19 protein-coding genes are annotated in these 19,045 nt (G+C 60.2%); 6 read left to right on the forward strand and 13 right to left on the reverse strand.

Annotated elements, in window-relative coordinates:
* The first annotated feature begins 310 nt into the window (after positions 1 to 310).
* A complete protein-coding gene (locus BUA36_RS14125) occupies positions 311 to 1,768 on the forward strand; it encodes an APC family permease (protein ID WP_072785580.1) in 1,458 nt (485 codons plus the stop codon).
* A 204-nt stretch (positions 1,769 to 1,972) separates the two neighbouring features.
* Here BUA36_RS14125 and BUA36_RS14130 read toward each other — a convergent pair whose 3' ends face one another.
* Positions 1,973 to 2,194 (reverse strand): hypothetical protein, encoded by a 222-nt coding sequence (locus tag BUA36_RS14130; protein WP_072785581.1) that lies wholly within the window; start codon positions 2,192 to 2,194, stop codon positions 1,973 to 1,975.
* Positions 2,195 to 2,386: 192 nt separating this feature from the next.
* Here BUA36_RS14130 and BUA36_RS14135 point away from each other — a divergent pair, with 192 nt between their 5' ends.
* Positions 2,387 to 3,679 carry a sensor domain-containing diguanylate cyclase gene (locus tag BUA36_RS14135; RefSeq protein WP_072785582.1) on the forward strand — a complete coding sequence of 431 codons (1,293 nt, stop codon included), beginning with the start codon at positions 2,387 to 2,389 and terminating at the stop codon, positions 3,677 to 3,679.
* On the opposite strand, the gene BUA36_RS14140 is transcribed toward BUA36_RS14135, so the two are convergent.
* From BUA36_RS14140 to BUA36_RS14150, 3 genes are all read right to left on the reverse strand, one after another.
* Positions 3,680 to 4,597 (reverse strand): EamA family transporter, encoded by a 918-nt coding sequence (locus BUA36_RS14140; protein WP_072785583.1) that lies wholly within the window; start codon positions 4,595 to 4,597, stop codon positions 3,680 to 3,682.
* Between the two features lie 17 nt (positions 4,598 to 4,614).
* A complete protein-coding gene (locus BUA36_RS14145; RefSeq protein WP_072786170.1) occupies positions 4,615 to 6,759 on the reverse strand; it encodes an FUSC family protein in 2,145 nt (714 codons plus the stop codon).
* An 83-nt stretch (positions 6,760 to 6,842) separates the two neighbouring features.
* Positions 6,843 to 8,531 carry a M14 family zinc carboxypeptidase gene (locus BUA36_RS14150; RefSeq protein ID WP_072785584.1) on the reverse strand — a complete coding sequence of 563 codons (1,689 nt, stop codon included), beginning with the start codon at positions 8,529 to 8,531 and terminating at the stop codon, positions 6,843 to 6,845.
* A gap of 183 nt (positions 8,532 to 8,714) precedes the next feature.
* On the opposite strand from BUA36_RS14150, the gene BUA36_RS14155 reads away from it, so the two are divergent.
* Positions 8,715 to 9,413, forward strand: coding sequence for a hypothetical protein (locus BUA36_RS14155; protein WP_072785585.1), 699 nt, complete (start codon positions 8,715 to 8,717; stop codon positions 9,411 to 9,413).
* On the opposite strand, the gene BUA36_RS14160 is transcribed toward BUA36_RS14155, so the two are convergent.
* The 6 genes from BUA36_RS14160 to purB all read right to left on the reverse strand — a co-directional run bounded on the left by BUA36_RS14160 (position 9,414) and on the right by purB (position 15,608).
* Positions 9,414 to 9,980: an NADPH-dependent FMN reductase gene (locus BUA36_RS14160; RefSeq protein WP_072785586.1), complete on the reverse strand. Its 567-nt coding sequence runs from the start codon at positions 9,978 to 9,980 to the stop codon at positions 9,414 to 9,416. It abuts the gene before it with no gap.
* A 104-nt stretch (positions 9,981 to 10,084) separates the two neighbouring features.
* Entirely contained in the window at positions 10,085 to 12,238 is a 2,154-nt protein-coding gene (locus BUA36_RS14165) for a S46 family peptidase (protein WP_072785587.1), read from the reverse strand.
* A gap of 152 nt (positions 12,239 to 12,390) precedes the next feature.
* Positions 12,391 to 12,957, reverse strand: a complete 567-nt coding sequence (locus BUA36_RS14170; protein ID WP_072785588.1) for a YceI family protein — start codon at positions 12,955 to 12,957, stop codon at positions 12,391 to 12,393.
* A 19-nt stretch (positions 12,958 to 12,976) separates the two neighbouring features.
* Positions 12,977 to 13,531 carry a YceI family protein gene (locus BUA36_RS14175; protein ID WP_072785590.1) on the reverse strand — a complete coding sequence of 185 codons (555 nt, stop codon included), beginning with the start codon at positions 13,529 to 13,531 and terminating at the stop codon, positions 12,977 to 12,979.
* 23 nt (positions 13,532 to 13,554) lie between these two features.
* Positions 13,555 to 14,082, reverse strand: coding sequence for a cytochrome b (locus tag BUA36_RS14180; protein ID WP_072785592.1), 528 nt, complete (start codon positions 14,080 to 14,082; stop codon positions 13,555 to 13,557).
* 149 nt (positions 14,083 to 14,231) lie between these two features.
* Positions 14,232 to 15,608, reverse strand: coding sequence for an adenylosuccinate lyase (gene purB / locus BUA36_RS14185; protein ID WP_072785593.1), 1,377 nt, complete (start codon positions 15,606 to 15,608; stop codon positions 14,232 to 14,234).
* Positions 15,609 to 15,711: 103 nt separating this feature from the next.
* Here purB and BUA36_RS14190 point away from each other — a divergent pair, with 103 nt between their 5' ends.
* Complete coding sequence (locus tag BUA36_RS14190; protein ID WP_072785596.1) at positions 15,712 to 16,320, forward strand: glutathione S-transferase family protein; 609 nt, start codon at positions 15,712 to 15,714, stop codon at positions 16,318 to 16,320.
* A gap of 24 nt (positions 16,321 to 16,344) precedes the next feature.
* Here the strand turns inward: BUA36_RS14190 and bfr are convergent, their stop codons facing one another.
* A complete protein-coding gene (gene bfr, locus BUA36_RS14195) occupies positions 16,345 to 16,818 on the reverse strand; it encodes a bacterioferritin (protein ID WP_072785597.1) in 474 nt (157 codons plus the stop codon).
* Between the two features lie 233 nt (positions 16,819 to 17,051).
* On the opposite strand from bfr, the gene BUA36_RS14200 reads away from it, so the two are divergent.
* Positions 17,052 to 17,588 carry a pyridoxamine 5'-phosphate oxidase family protein gene (locus tag BUA36_RS14200; protein ID WP_072785598.1) on the forward strand — a complete coding sequence of 179 codons (537 nt, stop codon included), beginning with the start codon at positions 17,052 to 17,054 and terminating at the stop codon, positions 17,586 to 17,588.
* 6 nt (positions 17,589 to 17,594) lie between these two features.
* Here the strand turns inward: BUA36_RS14200 and BUA36_RS14205 are convergent, their stop codons facing one another.
* Together BUA36_RS14205 and BUA36_RS14210 are read right to left on the reverse strand one after the other, a co-directional pair.
* Positions 17,595 to 18,302 carry an energy transducer TonB gene (locus BUA36_RS14205; protein ID WP_072785599.1) on the reverse strand — a complete coding sequence of 236 codons (708 nt, stop codon included), beginning with the start codon at positions 18,300 to 18,302 and terminating at the stop codon, positions 17,595 to 17,597.
* Position 18,303: 1 nt separating this feature from the next.
* On the reverse strand, positions 18,304 to 18,525 hold the full coding sequence (locus tag BUA36_RS14210) for a (2Fe-2S)-binding protein (protein ID WP_072785600.1): 222 nt from the start codon (positions 18,523 to 18,525) through the stop codon (positions 18,304 to 18,306).
* Between the two features lie 251 nt (positions 18,526 to 18,776).
* Here BUA36_RS14210 and BUA36_RS14215 point away from each other — a divergent pair, with 251 nt between their 5' ends.
* A complete protein-coding gene (locus BUA36_RS14215; protein ID WP_084560162.1) occupies positions 18,777 to 19,043 on the forward strand; it encodes a FeoA family protein in 267 nt (88 codons plus the stop codon).
* The last annotated feature ends 2 nt before the right edge of the window (positions 19,044 to 19,045 follow it).

Raw genomic sequence — 19,045 nt, forward strand, 5'->3', positions numbered from 1 at the left:
CAGGCCAAGCAGCACCATGGCGGCGCCGGTAATGGCTGCCGGATGTACGCGGCGGGAGACGGTCGGGATTTTTTTGATCGGCATGGCTGGGCTCCTTCTTGGCTTGGGGTAACACTTGACTCAAGAGTAACCCGCACGCTATTTCCAATCTATACATGCCGCTGTATCAAAAGTAAGCACTTGTAACCTAACCCTTGTGGCGTAAGGGTTAAAGTTGTTTTTCTGGCACAAAATACCTATAGGGCCGTGGCGCGGAAAGCCCTATAATCGCTGTGTTTTTGCCCGAACATATCTCCCACAAGGATTGCCTGTGAACCAAACGCTGGTCCAGAAACTGACCCGTACCAAGCTGGTCGATAATAAAAACGCAGAACACGCTTCAAGCAGCAATACCCTGCACCGCTCTGTAGGCCTGTTTCCCCTGACAATGATCGGTGTCGGCGCCACCATCGGTACCGGCATTTTCTTCACCATGGTTGAGGCTGTGCCGAAGGCTGGCCCATCGGTGATCCTGTCCTTCCTCATTGCTGCAATTACCGCCGGCCTGACCGCGCTGTGCTATGCCGAGCTGTCGTTCCGTATTCCTGCGTCCGGCTCGTCATATTCGTTTGCCTACGCGACTGTCGGTGAGTTCCTGGCCTTCATCATGGCCGCCTGCCTGTTGCTGGAATATGGCCTCGCTGCGAGTGCGGTGGCGATCGGCTGGTCGGACTACCTGAACAACTTCCTCAACAATGCCTTCGGCTGGCACATCCCCGAGATGCTGCGCACACCGAGCATTGTCTCGACCGCGCATGGCATTGAATTCCACGGCGGCCATATCAATCTGCCGCCGATTATCCTGGTGTGCCTGTGCTGCCTGCTGCTGGTGCGCGGCGCCAAGGAGTCTGCCCGCACCAATGCCATCATGGTGATGATCAAGCTGGTCATCCTGATCTTCTTCGTGGTGATTGCCTTCAGCGGCTTTGATATAAACAATTTCCACCCATTCTTCAGCCCGGACGGCGGCACGCACTTCACCGGCATGGCTGGCGTGACAGCTGCTGCGGCGACGGTGTTCTTCTCGTTCATCGGCCTGGACACGGTGGCGACCGCCGGCGAAGAAGTGAAGAATCCGACCCGCAATGTGCCGATCGGCATTCTGGCCGCGCTGGGTATCGTGACGGTGTTCTACATGCTGGTCGCCGTGGCCGCGATGGGCGCACAGCCGGCGGCCAAATTCGCCGGGCAGGAAGCCGGCCTCGCCGTGATCCTGCAAAACGTGACGGGTCAGACCTGGCCGGCGTTGGTACTGGCGGTTGGCGCGGTCATCTCGGTGTTCAGCGTGACGCTGGTGACCATCTATGGTCAGACCCGGATTCTGTACGCGATCGCCAAGGATGGCCTGATTTCGCCGGTGTTCCAGAAGGTCAGCCCACGCACCGGTTCGCCGGTGCATAACACGCTGATCGTCTGCATCGTGGTTGGTCTGGTGGCAGGTTTTGTGGATGCGACCTTCCTGTGGGATATGGTCAGCATGGGGACGCTGACGGCGTTCAGCGTGGTGTCGCTGGCGGTGCCGGTGATGCGCCGCAAGGCGGGGCCTTCGGCGGAAAAAGGCTTCCGCGTGCCGGGCGGTCCTTACCTGGTGCCTGGCCTGAGCATCGCCGCCTGCCTGTACCTGATGTTCGGCCTGTCGCTGACCACGTACACGGTGTTTGGCATCTGGATGAGCGCGGCGATTCTGACCTACCTGCTGTACGGGATGCGCCATTCGCGCCTGAACTAAGGCACTGCAAAACTAAAAAAGCCCCGGCCGCTGATGCGTGCCGGGGCTTTTTGCCATTTTGACGTGTGCGAAAGCAGCTTATTCCGCTTTGGTTTCTGGCTGGCTGCCCAGGTAGAGGCGCAGCACCAGGCCGGACAGGGCGATTGCAGCAGGCAGGTTTTCGATGATGGTCAGCATAGTTTTCTCCAGTAAGGTGATATTCGATTAGCCGCGCGAGGCGAAGTAGCGCAGTTCGGCGGACAGGCTAGGGGAGTGACGCTCGCAGTCATTCGCCAGGCTGTTCAGCCACCAGATGGTTTCTTCCGTGTTGCGCTGCGACACAGCTGGCTGCACCGCGAAGATCGCGTCAAACAGTTGACGTGCTGCGGTGGCAATATTGGCGAAGTAGCCAGGGGTGGCGATGCTGTCGTAGGTCGTTGCACTCATCAGAGACTCCATAAATATTCGTTTGTTGCGTTGCAGTATGCTCGCATTTCAGTAATAAATAAACTTTTGATTTATGATACGAGCCATAAGTATTCAATATAACTCGAGTTTCCCCAATGAAAAAAAGCGCTTGAAGCCCACTGCCTTGCGGTATGATTGCTGTCCAATTGGCAATAGTTTGATGGGGTTGGGATGTCTCTGCGCACAAAATTCATGCTGGCTTTGCTGTTGACCGGATTGGCGGCAGTAGCAATGGTCGGCGGGCTGGCCTATGTCGGCATGACCAAGAAGGTGGACAGCATCCGGCGCGAACGCGCGGCGGAGCACTTCCATGAAGCTGTCACGGCGTATGTGCAGCAATACGGTAGCTGGCAGGCCAGTCCCGGCAAGGATGGCTTTGATACGTTCATGCATGGCCGCAGGCAGGTTGAGGATCGTCCGCCGCCGCCGGAGGGACGCCGGCCGCCGCGCGAAGATGGTGGACCGGGACCGGAGTCCGGGCGGCGTGGCGAGCCACCATTCCACTTCATCCTGGCCGATCAGAATTTCAATGTGGTGCTGGGCGCCGGGGTCTATGAACATGGCGAGCCGTTGCCGGAATCGGCGCGCAAGAATGCACGGCCGGTCGAGGTGCAAGGCCGCGTGGTGGCTTACGTTTCGCCAGAGGGCGTGCTCACGCCCAGCAAGGAAGAACAGCAGTATCTGGACGCCATGCGCGATGCGCTGTGGTTTGGCGTCAGTGGCGCGGCAGTGCTGGCGCTGGCGCTTGGCCTGCTGTTAAGCCGTAGCCTTGGTCGTACGCTGGGCCATCTGACCAGCGCCGTGCGCGCCATGCATGGCGGTTCGCTGCTGCAGCGCGTACCGGTCGAGGGCAAGGACGAAGTGGCCGAACTGGCGGCTGCCTTCAATGCCATGAGCGAGAAGCTGGCGCGTTCGCATGAAGAGTTGAGCGACTCGCACCAGACCATCCTGGTTCAGGCCGAACAACTGCGCGAGCTCAGTGTGCGCGATGCGTTGACCAAGCTGCATAACCGTCGCCACTTCGACGAGCAAGCCACCACCCTGTTCAGCCATGCGGTGCGCCACAAGCGGCCATTCAGCGTGGTGATAGGCGATATTGATTTCTTCAAGCGTATCAATGACAACTTCTCGCATGCCACCGGCGACATCGTGCTGCGCCAGGTGGGCGAGATCCTGCGCAGCCATATGCGGTTGAGCGACCTGGTGGCGCGCTACGGTGGCGAGGAGTTCGTGATCGCTTTTCCGGAGACCGAGCTGCCGCAAGCAGCTGCGCTGTGCGACAAGCTGCGTGGCATCATCGAGAGCTTCCCATGGCATCAGGTGCATCCGGAGTTGAAGGTCACGATGAGCATGGGCGTGTATGCCGACCTGGCGGCCGGCACGGCGGAAGCGATGCTGCAAAAGGCCGATGCACTGCTGTACCGCGCCAAGGAGACGGGCCGCAACCGCGTCTGCTTCTCCTGACTATGAATGGCGGTCCAGCCAGCGGCCGCCGAACATGGTGCAGATCAGCGAGAAAACGATTAGCACGATGCCTGCCCACTGCCAGCCGGTGATGCTGTCGCCCAGGGCCAGCATGCCGGAGGTGATGCCGACCACCGGCACGCCCAGGCTGAATGGCGCCACGCGGTTGACGGGATGGCGCTTGAGCAGGCGTGTCCACATCGCATAGCCGATGATGGTGGACATCCAGCCTATATAGGCCACCGCGATCCAGGTTGTGAATGGTGCGCTGGTCCACTGCCAGCGCGTGGCGGGATCGTCGAACGCCAGCGACAGCAGGACAAATGGCGCGATCGGCACGGCGCCGCACCAGACGATGAAGCTGATGACGTCAAAGTCCGGCGTCTCCTTCTGCGCGCGGCGCACGACGATATTGGAGACGGCCCACATGGCGGCGCCGGTCAGGCATAGCACGAAGCCGGCGGGCGTGATGTCGCTGGCGCTGGTGGATTGCAGGGAGCTGGTGGCAAAGCAGGCCAGGCCCAGCGCCGCCAGCATCAGGCCAGCGATCAGCGCGCGGCTGGCGTGTTCCTTCAACAGCATGAAGCCGAAGATGGCGGTGAAGAAGACTTGCGTTTGCAGGATGACCGAGGCCAGCGAGGCGGACATGCCGACTTTCAGCGACAGGAACAGCAGGCCGAACTGGCCGACGCCCTGGCTCAGGCCATAAGCGATGACCCACCTTGGCGCCAGCTTGGGCGGGCGCACGAAGAAAATCAGCGGCAGGATGGCGAAGACATAGCGCGCCGCGCCCATCTGGAACGGCGTCAGGTTGCGCAGGCCAACCTTCATGGCGACGAAGTTGGTGCCCCAGATGAGGACCACCACCAGGGCGGAGAGCAGGTCGCGGGTGGTAAGGTGAGAGGACGATGGATTCATCGTCCTATGGTAGCAGCCTAGCTGACGTCGCGCAGGATTGCTTCGCGGTGGGTGATGATCTTCACGGCGTCGGCCTGCAGCAGGCGGATGCGGCGCTGGACCAGCGGCCAGCCGGACCACGGCACGGCATTGGCGTCCGGCGCCATCGGCGTCATGAGCGGTTCGATGTCAGCCCTGTCCGGATCGAGCGCGTGCTCAAGGATCTGCACTACCTGATCGTGGCTTTGTTCCAGCATCGCGTGGACCGGGCCGACCGGCAGCTCTTTCGTGTGACGGCGCAGGATGGCGCGCAACGCCGCCACGTGCGCCACCAGCAGGTAGTTCTGCACGATGAACAGGTTGATGTCTTCCACCGCGCGCTGTTTGCTCGATGGCTCGTCCAGCATCCGCACCAGTGCGGAACTCAGCGCGGCCAGACTGTCCATCAGGCGCTTGCGTTCGATGCGGTAGGCGAAATCGTCCTTGCTTTTACCTTGCAGCAGATCGAAGCTGGCCTGCATATAGCTCAGGTTCACGTCCAGCACCTGGCGCACCAGGCGTGGCAGGGTTTGATATTCCCAGTTGGCCAGCACGAAGCTGAACGCCGTCGCCACTGCGGCGCCGACGATGGTGTCGACCAGGCGCTCCATAATCAGGTTCTCGTTGCCCGGGGCGATCAGATACATTTGCAGCAGGATCATCACGCTGACCGCCACCGCTGCGTAGCGGTAGCGCAGGTAGACAAAGGTGGGCATCGCCACGGTCGACAGGATCAGCGCGCCCAGGATGAAGGCGGGATAGTTGAGGAACTTGATGATGAGCGCGGTGAGCACGCAGCCGATCACCGTGCCCACGATGCGGTCGCGCCGGCGCTGCTTGGTCATGCTGAAGCTCGGTTTCAGGATAATCACGATGGTCAGCACGATCCAGTAGCTGTGCGCCGCATACGGCAGCCATGCGCCAACCACCAGGCCTGCCGAAATCGCCATCGCCACGCGCAGCGAGAAGCGGAAGATCGGCGAGTCCCAGCGCAGGTGCGACAGGATCATGCGGAGTTCATACTTCTGCTGCGACAGGAACGGCCCCATGTCGGCGTCGGCCCAGAACGGCGTGGTGTCGTAGATCTTCTGGCTGGCCTGATGCAGCTCGCCGATCATCTTGATGATGGCGCGGATCTTGTTGCGCTGCGCGCGCAGCACTGCCAGCGCCTCCTGCTGCGGCTTGCCGTCGTCGATGCGCTGCTGGATCGCGGCCAGTTCCGCTTCAATCGCTTCCAGCTCCGGTTCGTAGCTGATCTCGGCGTAAGAGGCTTTCTTGCGCGTGACGTCGTAGGCCACCGATTCGATATCGCGTGCCGCCTTGTAGGCCAGGTCGTGCAGGGTTTTCAGCACTGGCGAATCGACCAGGTGGGCGCGCAGCTGCGCGTAGTCGGTGTGGGTGGAGAGAATCAGCTCGTACAGATCCAGCATGCAGACGTGGACCTGCACCACGATGGCATCCTTCTCGTTCTGGTGCGAACGCAGGATCAGGTCGCGCGAGGCTTGCTGGCGGTCGGCCAGCAGACTTTGATGGCGGATCAGCTTATTGAATTGCTCGGTGAGGTTGTAGCGCGTGTCGTAGAAGTCGGCCTTGATGTCGATGTAGGCCGCCAGTTCAAACAGCGCCTCCGCCAGCACCTGCTGCTTGATGCGGTGACGCAGCAGCCAAGAGATCCCCATGGCGTAGGCCAGATAGGCCACCGCGCCCAGCGTGAACAAGCCGGTGTGGATGAAGGACTCGCGCGCCGTCATGTCGTGTTCCATCGACATGGTCATGATGAACAGCGTGGCCAGTTGCAGCGGCATGGACTTCTTGCCGTAGACGACCATCATGCAGGCGCCAAAGCTGACCACCACCAGCATCGCCATCAGCAGCCAGTGGAACGGCGCGCAAAGGCTGATTAACAGAGTGACCGCGCTGCACAGCAGCACCGATGCACTCATCTCGTTGAACTTGTGGCGCAAGGGACTGGGCATGTCCATCAGCGCGGTGCAGAGCGCGCCGATACACACCGTCATGGCGACGGCCATGTCGGCGAATTGCAGGGTGATGAGGGTGACGCCGACCAGGCCCGCAGCAAAGCGCAGGCCAAGCGAGAAATAGTGGCTATAAAAGAAGGTTCGGAAATTTAACGCGTAATGCATGGCCTGGGCCTTGTGGGCAGCTTGCATGCACACCACAGGATCGCCGTGATGTGCATGTTGAATGACGCAGAGGGACTACTTTTTTACAGTACAGAGAGAACCGGATAGCGGCGCCACTCCGGTTCCGCATGACGTTTGCCGTTGGCGAAGATGAAGCCCAGTACCGCATCCTGGTCCGACAGCAGCGCCGGGTTGGCGGTCTTCCATGCTTCAAACCTGGCTTTCAGCTCAGGCTCGGTCTCCAGCATCTCCAGCGCCAGATCTTCGAATACATAGTCGGAGAAGGTTTCTTTTTTCTCCAGCACGCTGTTGAAGAAACCCCAGCGGAAGAAGGAGTCGTGGCCTTGCGGTTCCAGCGTCTCGACAGCGTAGCGCGCGTTGGCCTGCTTGAGCGGGATGAAGTAGTCGCCCGGCTGCACGGTGAAGCTGCCGATGCGCGCTTCGAGCTGCACGTCGTCGTGGTACATATGGCCTTCGTAGGCGTTGGCGCGCGAGGTCACGGAGGTGATGTGGTAGTACTGCGCTTCCACGGTCGAGGCTTCGTCGAAGCGGGCCATCTCGACGCCGTTCCATTGCAGGCGTTCGATGGCTTCGCGCCAGGCTTGCGGCACGATGTAGCCTTTCGGTGCACGCACGGTGGCTGCCGGTACGAAGCTGTTGTAGTAGGCGATATCCTTTTCCCACGGCTGGCTGCGGTCGTAGGACAGGCGCTGGTAGTTGCCCAGCAGGCTGGCGCTGCGCTTTGCTGCGTAACCTTTGAAGCGGAAGGTCGATGGATTGGCTTCGTCCATTTTCCAGGCCACGGTCCATTCCTTGGCATTGGCGGCCTGCTCGCGGGCGGCGGCGCGCAGCTGCTTGATCTGTTCACCGTGCTGGATGGTGAAGTCCATGGTCACGTCCAGCAGGGCGCGCATGGAATCGTAGCGGTCCTTGTAGGGCTTGAGCATATGCGTTTCCGGCATGAAGCCGATCACGTGGTGCAGGGCGGCGAAGCCGGTCGAGAAGCGCGGCACTTCCAGGAACTCGGCGATGCCGTCGTCCGGTGTGTCCTTGACCGGATTGACATACGGGCAGGTTGGCCAGCCTTTGGCGTCCATCTCTTTGTAGATATGCGGCAGCATGGTCTCGCGCAGGAAGGGACCGAGGCCGTAACCCAGCTTGTCCGCCTGCGTGTGGATCAGCGTCATGGTGTACGGATAGTCGGCGCCGTTGGAGGTGTGGGTATCGACCATCACGTCTGGGTCCCAGCTGGTCAGCAGCTGGTTGAAGATGCGGGCGTTGAGCGTGTCGCACTTGACGAAGTCGCGGTTCAGGTCCAGGTGGCGGCTGTTGCCGCGGAAGCCGAATTGCTCCGGTCCGTCCTGGTTCACGCGCGAGGTGTTGGCGCGGTTCAGTGCACCGTCGACGTTGTATAGCGGGACGAACAGCAGCACGGTCTTGCCCAGCGCTGCCAGCTTGACGGGATCGAAGCACAGGTCGCGCACGATGGCCATGCAGGCGTCCACGCCTTCGGGTTCGCCCGGGTGGATGCCGTTGTTATTGAAGAAGACGGTGCGGCCTTCGGCCTTGATCTGGGCGCGGTCATGCACGCCGTCGGCGCTGATGACGCCGGCGTGCACGGGAATGCCGCCGTCGGACGTGCCGATCTGTTCAAACCGCAGCACGTGCGGGAAGCGTTGCGCCAGCTCTTCGTAGAAGGCGATGCAGTCGCTCCAGGTGGTGGTCTGGTTTTGATTACCTTGTTCGTACGGCGTCGGCATGTCTGGGTGCATGGTCGTCTGGATCTCAGCGGGAATGTCTAGGGAATGCAAGCTGGATAAGCTGGCTGTCGAGGGCGAGATTGTATCATCGATGCCCGTTTTTTAAGCGCCCGCTCACAGGTGTTGAGTTGCTGCAAGGTAAATTTATCTAATGGTGCTTTACTGGTTTTCTTGTCGATCAGCCGGGAGAACCGTATGCGGGCCGTGATAGTGGTGATATTGCTGGCGCTGGTGTGCCGCTGGGGCGTGGCCCAGATCGGGCCGAAGTATGTGATTGAGTTGCGCGGGCCGGGCGGCGCAGCGACGGCTGGCATGGCGCAAGGACGCGTGCAACTGGTCGCGCACGGGCTGGCGCTGGTGCGCTTTCAGGGCTTGAGCTTGCTGGTGGTGGATGCGGATGGCGAGGCCTACAGCGAGGATGCTGCGCGCGCATGGCCCGAGGCGGACCTGCTGCTGGTGCTGCCCGCCAGCGCGGGGCATTACGCTGGCTTCGCGCCACTGCAGGCGTTGCGGAATGGCGCGCCGGTGATCGTCGGCGAGGTGGACGCCGCGCCGGTGAGCGCAGGCGGGCCGCAGCTGTATCCGATGCAGGTGTGGAATGCGCTGGACCTGCGCAAGCAGAACACCCGGCTGCGCGTGACGGCCATGGCGGGAGCCGCAGGGGCGGCGGCGATTGCGGGTTACATGCTGGAGATGGGCAACAGCCGTTCATCATACCGGCTGTACGTCAGCGCGGCGGAGGCGGCAGCGGCGGAACTGGCCCAGCGCATGCCGGGCGCCGACCTGGCGCTGGTGGCCGGACCCAGCCTGCTGCAGCTGAACCGCGGCGCACCGTCCGGCGCGCCCGCTGCGCTGACGGCGGCCGGCTACACCTTCACCGCCATCAAACGCTGATTACTTCCTGGCGTTGGTTTCCACCCACGTGGCGTAGGTGTCGATGAATTTCTTGAGGAACTGTTTGGTGCTGTCGTTATTGAGCTTGCCGTCAGCGCCCAGCAGGTTGGCGGCGCCGCCGATATACGCTTCCGGCTGCTGCAGCAGCGGCATGTCGAGGAACACCGTGCACTGGCGCAGATGGTGGTTGGCGCCAAACGCACCGGTCGCGCCCGGAGAAATGCTGACGATGCCGGCCGGCTTGCCGCTCCACACGCTGCTGCCGTAAGGACGCGAGCCAACGTCGATGGCATTCTTCAGCGGTGCGGGAATCGAGCGGTTGTATTCCGGCGTAAAGAACAGCACGCCATCCGCGTCCTTGATGCGCTGGCGGAAATGCGTCCACGCCTGCGGTGCGGTCGCGCCGTTTTCTTCCAGATCCTGGTTGTAGATGGCCAGCTCGCCGATTTCGACAATCTCGAATTCCAGCGACGGCGGCGCAAGCGCAATGATTTCGTGGGCGAATTTGCGGTTCAGCGAATCCTTGCGCAGGCTGCCGATCACAACGGCGATCTTCTTGGCGGGCATGACATCTCCTTCGGTGGGTGGCGGAAACAGTAATGTAACCCATCCAGAAAAAAAGCCACGCCGCATTACTGGGGCGTGGCTTCTGGCTTAAGAGATATGGCGGCTTATTCGGCGTTCATTTCCTTGAGCAGATTGTCGGCGTGGTCCACATGCTTCATGTTCCACAGGATGTAGCGCAGGTCGACCTGGATGTCGCGGGTCATGGCCTTGTTGAAGTCCCAGTCCGAGATGATGGAATCGAGCGTGCCGTCAAACGCCAGGCCGATCCATTCGCCCTTGCTGTTCAGCGCGGCCGAGCCGGAATTGCCGCCAGTGATGTCCAGCGTGGCCAGGTAAGCCACCGGTACCGACTTGAGTTTAGGATCGACGTACTTGCCGAAGTCCTTGTCCTTGATCGCTTTCAGCTGTGCGGCTGGGGCGTTGAACTCGCCCTGGCCGGTGGCCTTGGCAGCCACGCCTTCCACGGTGGTGAAGGCCTTCCAGCTGGTGCCGTCAGCGCCCTTGTCACGGCCGGCGATCTTGCCGAAGGTCACGCGCAGGGTGCTGTTGGCGTCAGGGTAAACCGCCTGGCCCTTGCTGTGCATGTAGGCGATCTTGGCCTTCATGTAATTGGCGTAGGCTTGCTGCAGCTTGCCGCCCAGCTCTTCATCTTCCGCTTCCGATTTCAGGTCGGGCTCGTACAGGGCCACGGCAGCTTTGATGAAGGCGTCGTCGCTGGCCTTGAAGTCGGCCGGCTTGCGCTCCAGCCAGGCTTTACGCTCGGGGGCGTCGCCCAGCTTGCTGCCTGCGTACAGCTTGTCCAGTGCGGTTTGCAGATCGGCGGCGCTCATGCCGTCCTTGATGCCGACCACGGAATCAAATGCAGCGTTGCGCTGGGCCGCAGGCTGCGCGGCGTACTTGGTCAGGCTGTTCATGACCAGCGCCTTGTCGACCTTCTCATCGTAGTTGCGCACCAGTGCGTCCACCGACGATTTGATGCGCGGCACGTCACGCACCTGGAAGCCCGACTTGCGCTCGGCATCGGGCTTGGTGTTTTCATTGGCCAGGCGGTACAGCGTGCGCGCGGTGTTCAGCAGGCGTGGGCTGGACGATGCCAGGTTATAGTCACGCTGAGACTCCGCATCGCGCTGGGCAATCAGCTTCTCGACGGCCTCGATATCGCTGGCGTACTCGGCTTTGCGTTTGGCGTCGGCATTGATCCACTGCTTGAGCGCTTCATGCTCGGAAGTTTTACGCTTCAGCATATCGCTGCCGGCGTAAGAGTCCAGCATGCCCTGGCGGTTCTTGTAGTAATTGTTGATGCTGGCCACTTGCGAAGCGTACTTGAGCGCAGTGTCCTTGTTGTCCTTGGTGGTGTCGGCGATGATGGCCAGTTTTTCCGCCGAGGTCTTCACGAAGGCCGGGTAGCTCCAGTCAAAAGTAAAGGCCACTTCTGATGGCAGACGGTGACGGTTGGTGCGGCCTGGGTAGCCCAGCACCATGATGAAGTCGCCTTCCTTCACGCCTTCCTTGGCCAGTTTCAGGTAATGCTGCGGCACGTAAGGGACGTTATCCTTGCTGTAGTCAGCCGCCTTGCCGTCCTTGCTGACATAGGCGCGGTAGAAGCCGTAGTCACCGGTATGGCGTGGCCACATCCAGTTATCGGTATCACCGCCGAACTTGCCCACACCTTCAGGCGGTGCGTGCACCAGGCGCACGTCACGGATTTCTAGTTGCTTGATCAAGTAGAACTCCAGGCCGCCGTAGTAGGACGATACAGTGCAACGGTGGCCGGCGTCTTTTTCGCACGCGGTCTGGATCGCCTTGGTGTTTTTCTCGATCGCGTCGCTGCGCGCCTTGCCATTCAGCTTGGCCACTTCCGGCGTGACAACCTGCTTGCTGACATCGGTGACCGCCTTGGTCACGAAGATGCGGCTGCCAGGTGCGGCCGGCAGCTCTTCGCCCAGATTGTGGGCCAGGAAACCGTTCGCCAGCAGATTGCGCTCCGGCGTCGAATTGTGCGCGACGCTGCCATAGACGCAATGGTGGTTGGTCGCCACCAGACCTTGCGGCGACACGAACGAGGCCGAGCAACCGCCCAGGCTCACGATAGCGCCCATCGGGAACTCAGTCAGTTTGGTCAGGGTGGCTGGATCGAGTTTCAGGCCGGCGGCCTTGAGATCTTTGGCTACTTGTGGCAGCTGCTGCGGCATCCACATGCCCTCGTCGGCATAGGCATTGGTGCTCAGGATAGCGAGCGCGATCAGAGTTTTTTTCATGTCTCGGTATGAAGTGGTTGAAAAGCGCTGAGCAGTATAACAATGAAATCCGGGGTCAGGTCCGTCATTTCTACACGGTCTCTGCCGTAGCGCACGCTACGGCAGAGACCGTGTAGAAATGACGGACCTGACCCCGGAGTGGGCCGAACTGTTCACTCGGCTTTGATGGCTTCGATCTGGATCGCCAGTTTGACTTCTGGCGAGAAGGCGGGCAGGCCGTAGTTGAGGCCGAAATCGCTGCGCTTGAACTCGGCAGTGGCGTCGGCGCCGCAGACTTCACGCTTCAGGCGCGGGTGGATGATGCACTTGAATTTGTTCACTTTGAGCGCGACGGGCTTGGTGACGCCCAGCATGGTCAGTTCGCCGTCCACGCTCACCAGCTGTTCGCCTTCAAATTTGAAGGATTTGCTGACGTAGGTGATGGTCGGGAATTTTTCAACGTTGAACATGTCCGCGCCCCTGGCGTGGCTGTTCATTTTGTCGAAGCCGAAGTCGATCGAGGCCGGGTCGATTTTGATGTCCAGGCCGCCCGTCCTGGCGGCGCGGTCCATGGTGACGGTGCCGCTGGTTTTGTCGAACTTGCCGCGCCATACGGACAGGCCCATGTGGTCGGCCTCGAAGCTTGGATAGGTGTGCGTCGGGTCGATGTTGTAGGTGGCGGCAATTGCGGAAGTCGCGGACGCGGCCAGCAGCGCGGCAATCAGGATTTGTGCTTTCATCGTGTCGGTTTCTCCGTGCTTATTGGCCGGCGACCACGTGGAATTTGAGGGTGACGTCGTCCGCTACCATGCTGGTGTCTTTCCATTCGCCTTCGCCGATGTTGTAGGCCAGGCGTTTGATCGGCAGCACGCCGTCAAATACCTGGTTCTTGCCGTCGGCCTTGACGGTCAGCGGGAAGCTGACGTCGGTCGCCTTGCCTTTGATGGTCAGCTTGCCGGTCACGGTCAGCTTGCCGGCGCCGGCTGGCTTGATCGAGGACGAGACGAAGGTGGCTTTGGGGAATTGCGCGGCGTTGAACCATTCTTTCTTGGTGACTTCCTTGTTGTACTCGGGATCGCCCAGGTCCATGCTGCCGGTCTCCACTTCTACCGTGGCTTTGGCCGCGTCCGGCTTGGCGGCGTCGTAGTCGATCGCGGCGGTGAATTTCTTGAACTTGGCATCGACCGGCACGTTCATTTGCTTGAAGGTGGCGGTCACGGTGCTTTTGGCCGGATCGGTTTTCAGGGCGGCAGCGCTGGCGGCAAAGGCGACACCCAGCAGGGAAACAAGGGCGATTTTTTTGATGGTGGTCATGATAGGGCTCCAGTGGGTGAGGGTTACAGCGGCAGCATGCGTTTGAGCGTGACGTCGCGGTCGATGAAGTGATGCTTGAGTGCGGCCAGGGCATGGGCAACGACGGCGGCTGCCATTGTCATGGTCAGAACATAATGAACGGTTTTTAAAGTTGCCTTAAGTTCAGGATCTGGGGCGATCACGGCAGGCATCTGCCACAGGCCCAGGTAGACCACCGGCACGCCCGCAGCATAGGTGTAGAAGTAGCCGGACAGCGGTACGGCAAAGATCAGGAAGTACAGCAGGTAGTGCATGCCGTCCGCAATTTTGTGCTGCCACACGGGAATCGAGGCCAGCGGCGGCGGCGGACGGTTGGCCTTGCGCCACAGCACGCGGATCACGGCCAGGCCCAGCACGGTGACGCCCATCCATTTATGCCAGGAGAAGTATTTCAGCTTGGTGGGGGAAAAGCCGGGGATGGCAACCATCGACAGCCCCAGAAAGAAGGTGGCAATGATGAGCAGGGCGACTAGCCAATGCAGCAACATGGCGATTTTGGTATAGCGTGGCATAAAGCAGCTCCGTTGGAATAGTACGTGTTAGGACTAAATATACCAAAGAATTCTGAGACGTGCTTGAAGAGGCCGGATTTGCATGAAAAAAGCCCCGGGGACGCTGATCGCGCCGCCGGGGCTAGTGTAAGGCAGATTGCCTGTTTACATCAGATGGCTTTTGCCAGAGCTGCAGCAATGCCGATGTAGTTGGCTGGCGTCATCGCCAGCATCAGGTCTTTGGCTTCCTGTGGCACGGCCAGGCCGTTGATGAACTCTTGCAGCGCCACTTTGGAGATGCCCTTGCCGCGGGTCAGTTCCTTGAGCTGTTCGTACGGGTTGGCGATGCCATAGCGGCGCATCACGGTCTGCACCGGCTCGGCCAGTACTTCCCAGTTGGCGTCCAGGTCGGCTTCGAGGCGGGCTGGATTGACTTCCAGCTTGTTCAGGCCGCGCAGGCAGCTGTCGTAGGCCAGCAGGGTGTAGCCGAAGCCGACGCCGATATTGCGCAGCACGGTCGAATCGGTCAGGTCGCGCTGCAGGCGCGAGACCGGCAGTTTTTCCGACAGGTGTTTCAGCACGGCGTTGGCCAGGCCCAGGTTGCCTTCGGAATTTTCGAAGTCGATCGGGTTGACCTTGTGCGGCATGGTCGACGAACCGATTTCGCCAGCTTTGAGCTTTTGCTTGAAGTAGCCCAGCGAGACGTAGCTCCAGATGTCGCGGTTCAGGTCCAGCAGGATGGTGTTGGCGCGCGCGAAGGCGTCAAACAGCTCGGCCATGTAGTCATGCGGTTCGATCTGGATGGTGTACGGGTTGAACACCAGGCCCAGGCGCTGCTCGATCACGTTTTTCGAGAAGGCTGGCCAGTCGAACGATGGGTAGGCCGACAGGTGGGCGTTGTAGTTGCCGACCGCGCCGTTCATCTTGCCGAGGATTTCCACTTGCTCGATGCGCTTGATGGCGCGCTGCAGGCGGGCCACCACGTTGGCCATTTCCTTGCCCAACGTGGTCGGGCTGGCGGTCTGGCCGTGGGTGCGCGACAGCATCGGCAGGTCGGCGTTGGCGTGGGCGATCTCGGTCAGCTTGGCGATCACGTTGCGCAGCGATGGCAGCATGACGCTGTCACGCGCGGCCTTGAGCATCATGCCGTGCGAGGTGTTGTTGATGTCTTCCGAGGTGCACGCGAAGTGGATGAACTCCGAGGCGGCCACCAGTTCCGGCACATCCTTGACTTGCTCTTTCAGCCAGTATTCCACGGCTTTGACGTCGTGGTTGGTGACGGCTTCGATTTCCTTGATGCGGGCGGCGTCCTGTTCGGTGAAGCCGCTGGCGATCTTGTCCAGCAGGGCATTGCCTTCGGCCGAGAACGGCTTGATTTCGGCGAAGCCGGCCTGCGACAGTGCTTGCAGCCAGGAGATTTCTACTTTGACGCGGTGGTGCATGAAGCCGGATTCGGACAGGATAGGGCGCAGCAGATCGGTTTTACCGGCGTAGCGGCCGTCCAGTGGCGACAGCGCCGACAGCGTGGAGTAAGGAGTAGTGGTCATGATGGAAAGAGCGAAGTTGAAAGAGCAGACCGTGATTTTACCATTGGCTGGCCGCCAACCCGCCGATGTTATACTGGGGCCTGTTCTTCCTCTCTAAGCGTCTATGAAACTTATCGGTTCCCTCGCCAGTCCCTATGTCCGCAAGGTACGTGTGGTGCTGGCGGAAAAAAAGCTCGATTACCAGTTTGAACTGGAAAATGTGTGGGCCGCGGACAGCACCATCAGCCAGCTGAACCCGCTGGGCAAAGTGCCCAGCCTGGTCATGGAAGATGGCACGGTGATGATTGATTCGCGCGTCATGGTGGAATACCTCGATACGCTGACGCCGGTCTGCAAGCTGCTGCCGCCAAACGGCCGCGACCGTGCTGACGTCAAGTGCTGGGAAGCGCTGGCCGATGGCATGCTGGACGCGGCAGTCAGTGTGCGCCTGGAGCGCACCATGCGTCCCAAGGAATTGCAGAGTGAAGAGTGGATGGCGCGCCAGCTGCGCAAGGTCGATCTGGGCCTGAAGTCGCTGTCGGACAAGCTGGGCGACCAGGCGTATTGCGCCGGTATTCATTACTCGCTGGCTGATGTGGCGGTGGGCTGCACGCTGGGCTGGCTGTCGTTCCGCTTCCCGGAAATCAGCTGGCGCGACGACTACGCCAATCTGGCCAGGCTGTATGACAAGCTGTCCGAACGCCCGTCGTTCAAGGACACCGTGCCCCAATAAAAAAACGCCCCGAAGGGCGTTTTTTTATTCCTCGTTCATCTGGCTCTGCAGGTAGTTCTGAATGCCGATCTTGCCGATCAGGTCCAGCTGGGTTTCCAGCCAGTCGATGTGCTCTTCGGTGTCTTCCAGGATCATCAGCAGCAAGTCGCGCGACACATAGTCAGCAGCTTTTTCTGCGGCAGCGATGCCTTCCTTGACGGTGATCTGTGCGCCTTTTTCCAGTTTCAGGTCGCAGTTGATCATTTCTTCGGTGTTCTCGCCGATCATGATTTTGTGCATGGCTTGCAGGTTAGGCAGGCCGTCCAGCATCAGGATGCGGTCGATCAGTTTGTCGGCGTGCTTCATTTCGCCGATCGATTCTTCGTATTCCTTCTTGCCGATCTTTTCCAGACCCCAGTGCTTGTACATGCGTGCATGCAGGAAGTACTGGTTGATTGCGGTCAGCTCGTTGGTCAGCTGCGCATTGAGCAAGCGAATAACTTCTTGGTCGCCCTTCATGGGTGTCTTTCTGAAATGGTTACGAATGGCGCCATTGTGCCACGAATAGCCCGTCGGCGTGTAGCGAATTCCTGATAATTTCGCCGATATGGTGCCTAACTTCGGTTATTGAGAGCATTGGCGCAAATGAAAACTATTAGCATTCGTGTATGGCCAGTGTGCCAGTGTGAGGCAACCCACGGTGTGCAGCCGGCGACGCCGCTACCATGGGCGCTCAACTAAAGGAGCTCGCCATGGATTCCATCAATGCCAATCAAGCAGAACCGAACCACCAGGATTTAATCGGCGAAGACGCCGTGCGCAAGATCCGCGAATTTGTCGACAGCACGTCAGGCTGCTTTTTCTGCACCAGCGATGCCGCTGGCGGGCCGGGCGATGCGCGCCCGATGACGGCGCTGCAAGTCGATGAACTGGGGAATCTGTGGTTTATCAGCGCGAGCGACAGCCTGAAAAATCAGGAGCTGGCGGCCGATCCGTCGGCCACGCTGTATTTCCAGGGCTCGGCGCATTCCGAGTTCATGCACCTGGAGGGGATTGCTACGGTGTCGCGCGATCCGGCGAAAATCAAGGAGCTGTGGAGTTTTACGATGAAGACCTGGTTCACCGGCGGCGAAGATGATCCGCGCATCACGGTGATCAAGTTTGCGCCGACTTACGGCTACTACTGGGATACCAAGCACGGCAAGGCGGTGGCCAGCGTCAAGATGCTGATTGGCGCCGTAATCGGCAAAACCCTCGATGACTCCATCGAGGGCAGGCTGGATCTGTAAGGCAGATTAGCCGAGCTGGAAGTTGATCGGCACCAGCGCATACACGGGGATGGCCTTGCCGTCCTCGATGTGCGGTTTGTACAGGGCGCGCAGCACAGCCTGGCGGCCAGCTTCATCCAGGTTGTTCGAACCGGACGACTTGTGCACGGTGACTTGTTCCGCTGTGCCTTTTTCACCGATCAGCACGCGCAGCGTGACGGTGCCCGTTTCGCCCATGCGGCGCGAGATGCTTGGGTAGACCGGCTGCGGTACGCGGATATATTCCACACCCGATACCATTTTCGGCGCTGCCGGTTGCGGCGGCGCTGGTGGCGCCACTTGCGCGCTTGGCACTGCATTGGCCGGCGCCGGTTCGCTAGGGCGCGGCTGTGGCGGCGGCATTGTGATGGTTGGTTCGGTCTGCACGATATTCAGCTGCGGCAGTGGCGGCACGAAGGTCTGCTTCGGCTGCACCAGCGGCACCAGTTTCGGCGGTGGCGGCGCTTTGAGCGGCTCCGGGGCAGCCACAAACGTGACATTCACCACCTGCGGCAGGATCGCGTGCGTAACGGTGCGCAGCATGCCGGAATACGCCAGGTAGAACAATACAAAGTGACCTACAACAATTGCCGTCATCGGCGCCAGCTTGCGGCTGCGGCGTTTCAATTCCAGCGCCAAGCCGGTCTCTTCTCCGGACAGCGGCGACGCCGTCCGGCTGTAGGTCATTGTATTCATATTAGTTGGTGAAGGCCGGGCGTTTCAGCACCGTCTCTTTGAGTTCGGCAGCGGCTTGCGCGGCCAGATGGTCGTTAAGGAGTTCTTCGGCGCAGGAAAAGCACTGACCACAGCAGGTCGCAACGCCCAGGGCGCCACGCAGCTCTTCCATCGACGTAATACCCAATTCCATGGCTTGACGGATTTCGCGATCGGAGATGTTGTTGCACACACAAACAATCATTGATGCACCTTCTGGCTTGGCTGAATAAGTCTGGTTTAAGTTCTTCCTGACATGATTGCTAGCAACTTAATGCGAATCATTATCATTAAACGTATACTGCCGTAAACTTCAGCAGTATGCAAGCTAAATAGAAGTCATTCGCATTACCGTTTATAATGCTAGTATCTTATTTCCGACGAGCACACGCTGTTACAGCTCGCCGCGCGCCGCAGCCATCCTTGCCAGCGGCGTCCTTCGACCGGATTTTGCTCATGACGCACGCTGTTCCCCTGATTACTCTGGATGCCATGAAGGTAGGCTCGACCGCCACCGTGGTGCACGTTTCCCCAGGCACCGCTGATGAGGGCGGCGCCAGCCTGGCGCGCCGGCTGATGGAGCTGGGCTTTGTGCCGGGCGAGAAAATCCGCATGCTCAAGCGCGGCATGCCGGGCGGTGAGCCGCTGGCGATCAAGGTCGGCAATTCCACTTTTGCGTTGCGCCGCTTTGAAGCTGCGCTGGTTTCGATTCAACCGGAATAAAT

Source organism: Duganella sacchari (assembly GCF_900143065.1).
Taxonomy (GTDB): domain Bacteria; phylum Pseudomonadota; class Gammaproteobacteria; order Burkholderiales; family Burkholderiaceae_D; genus Rugamonas; species Rugamonas sacchari.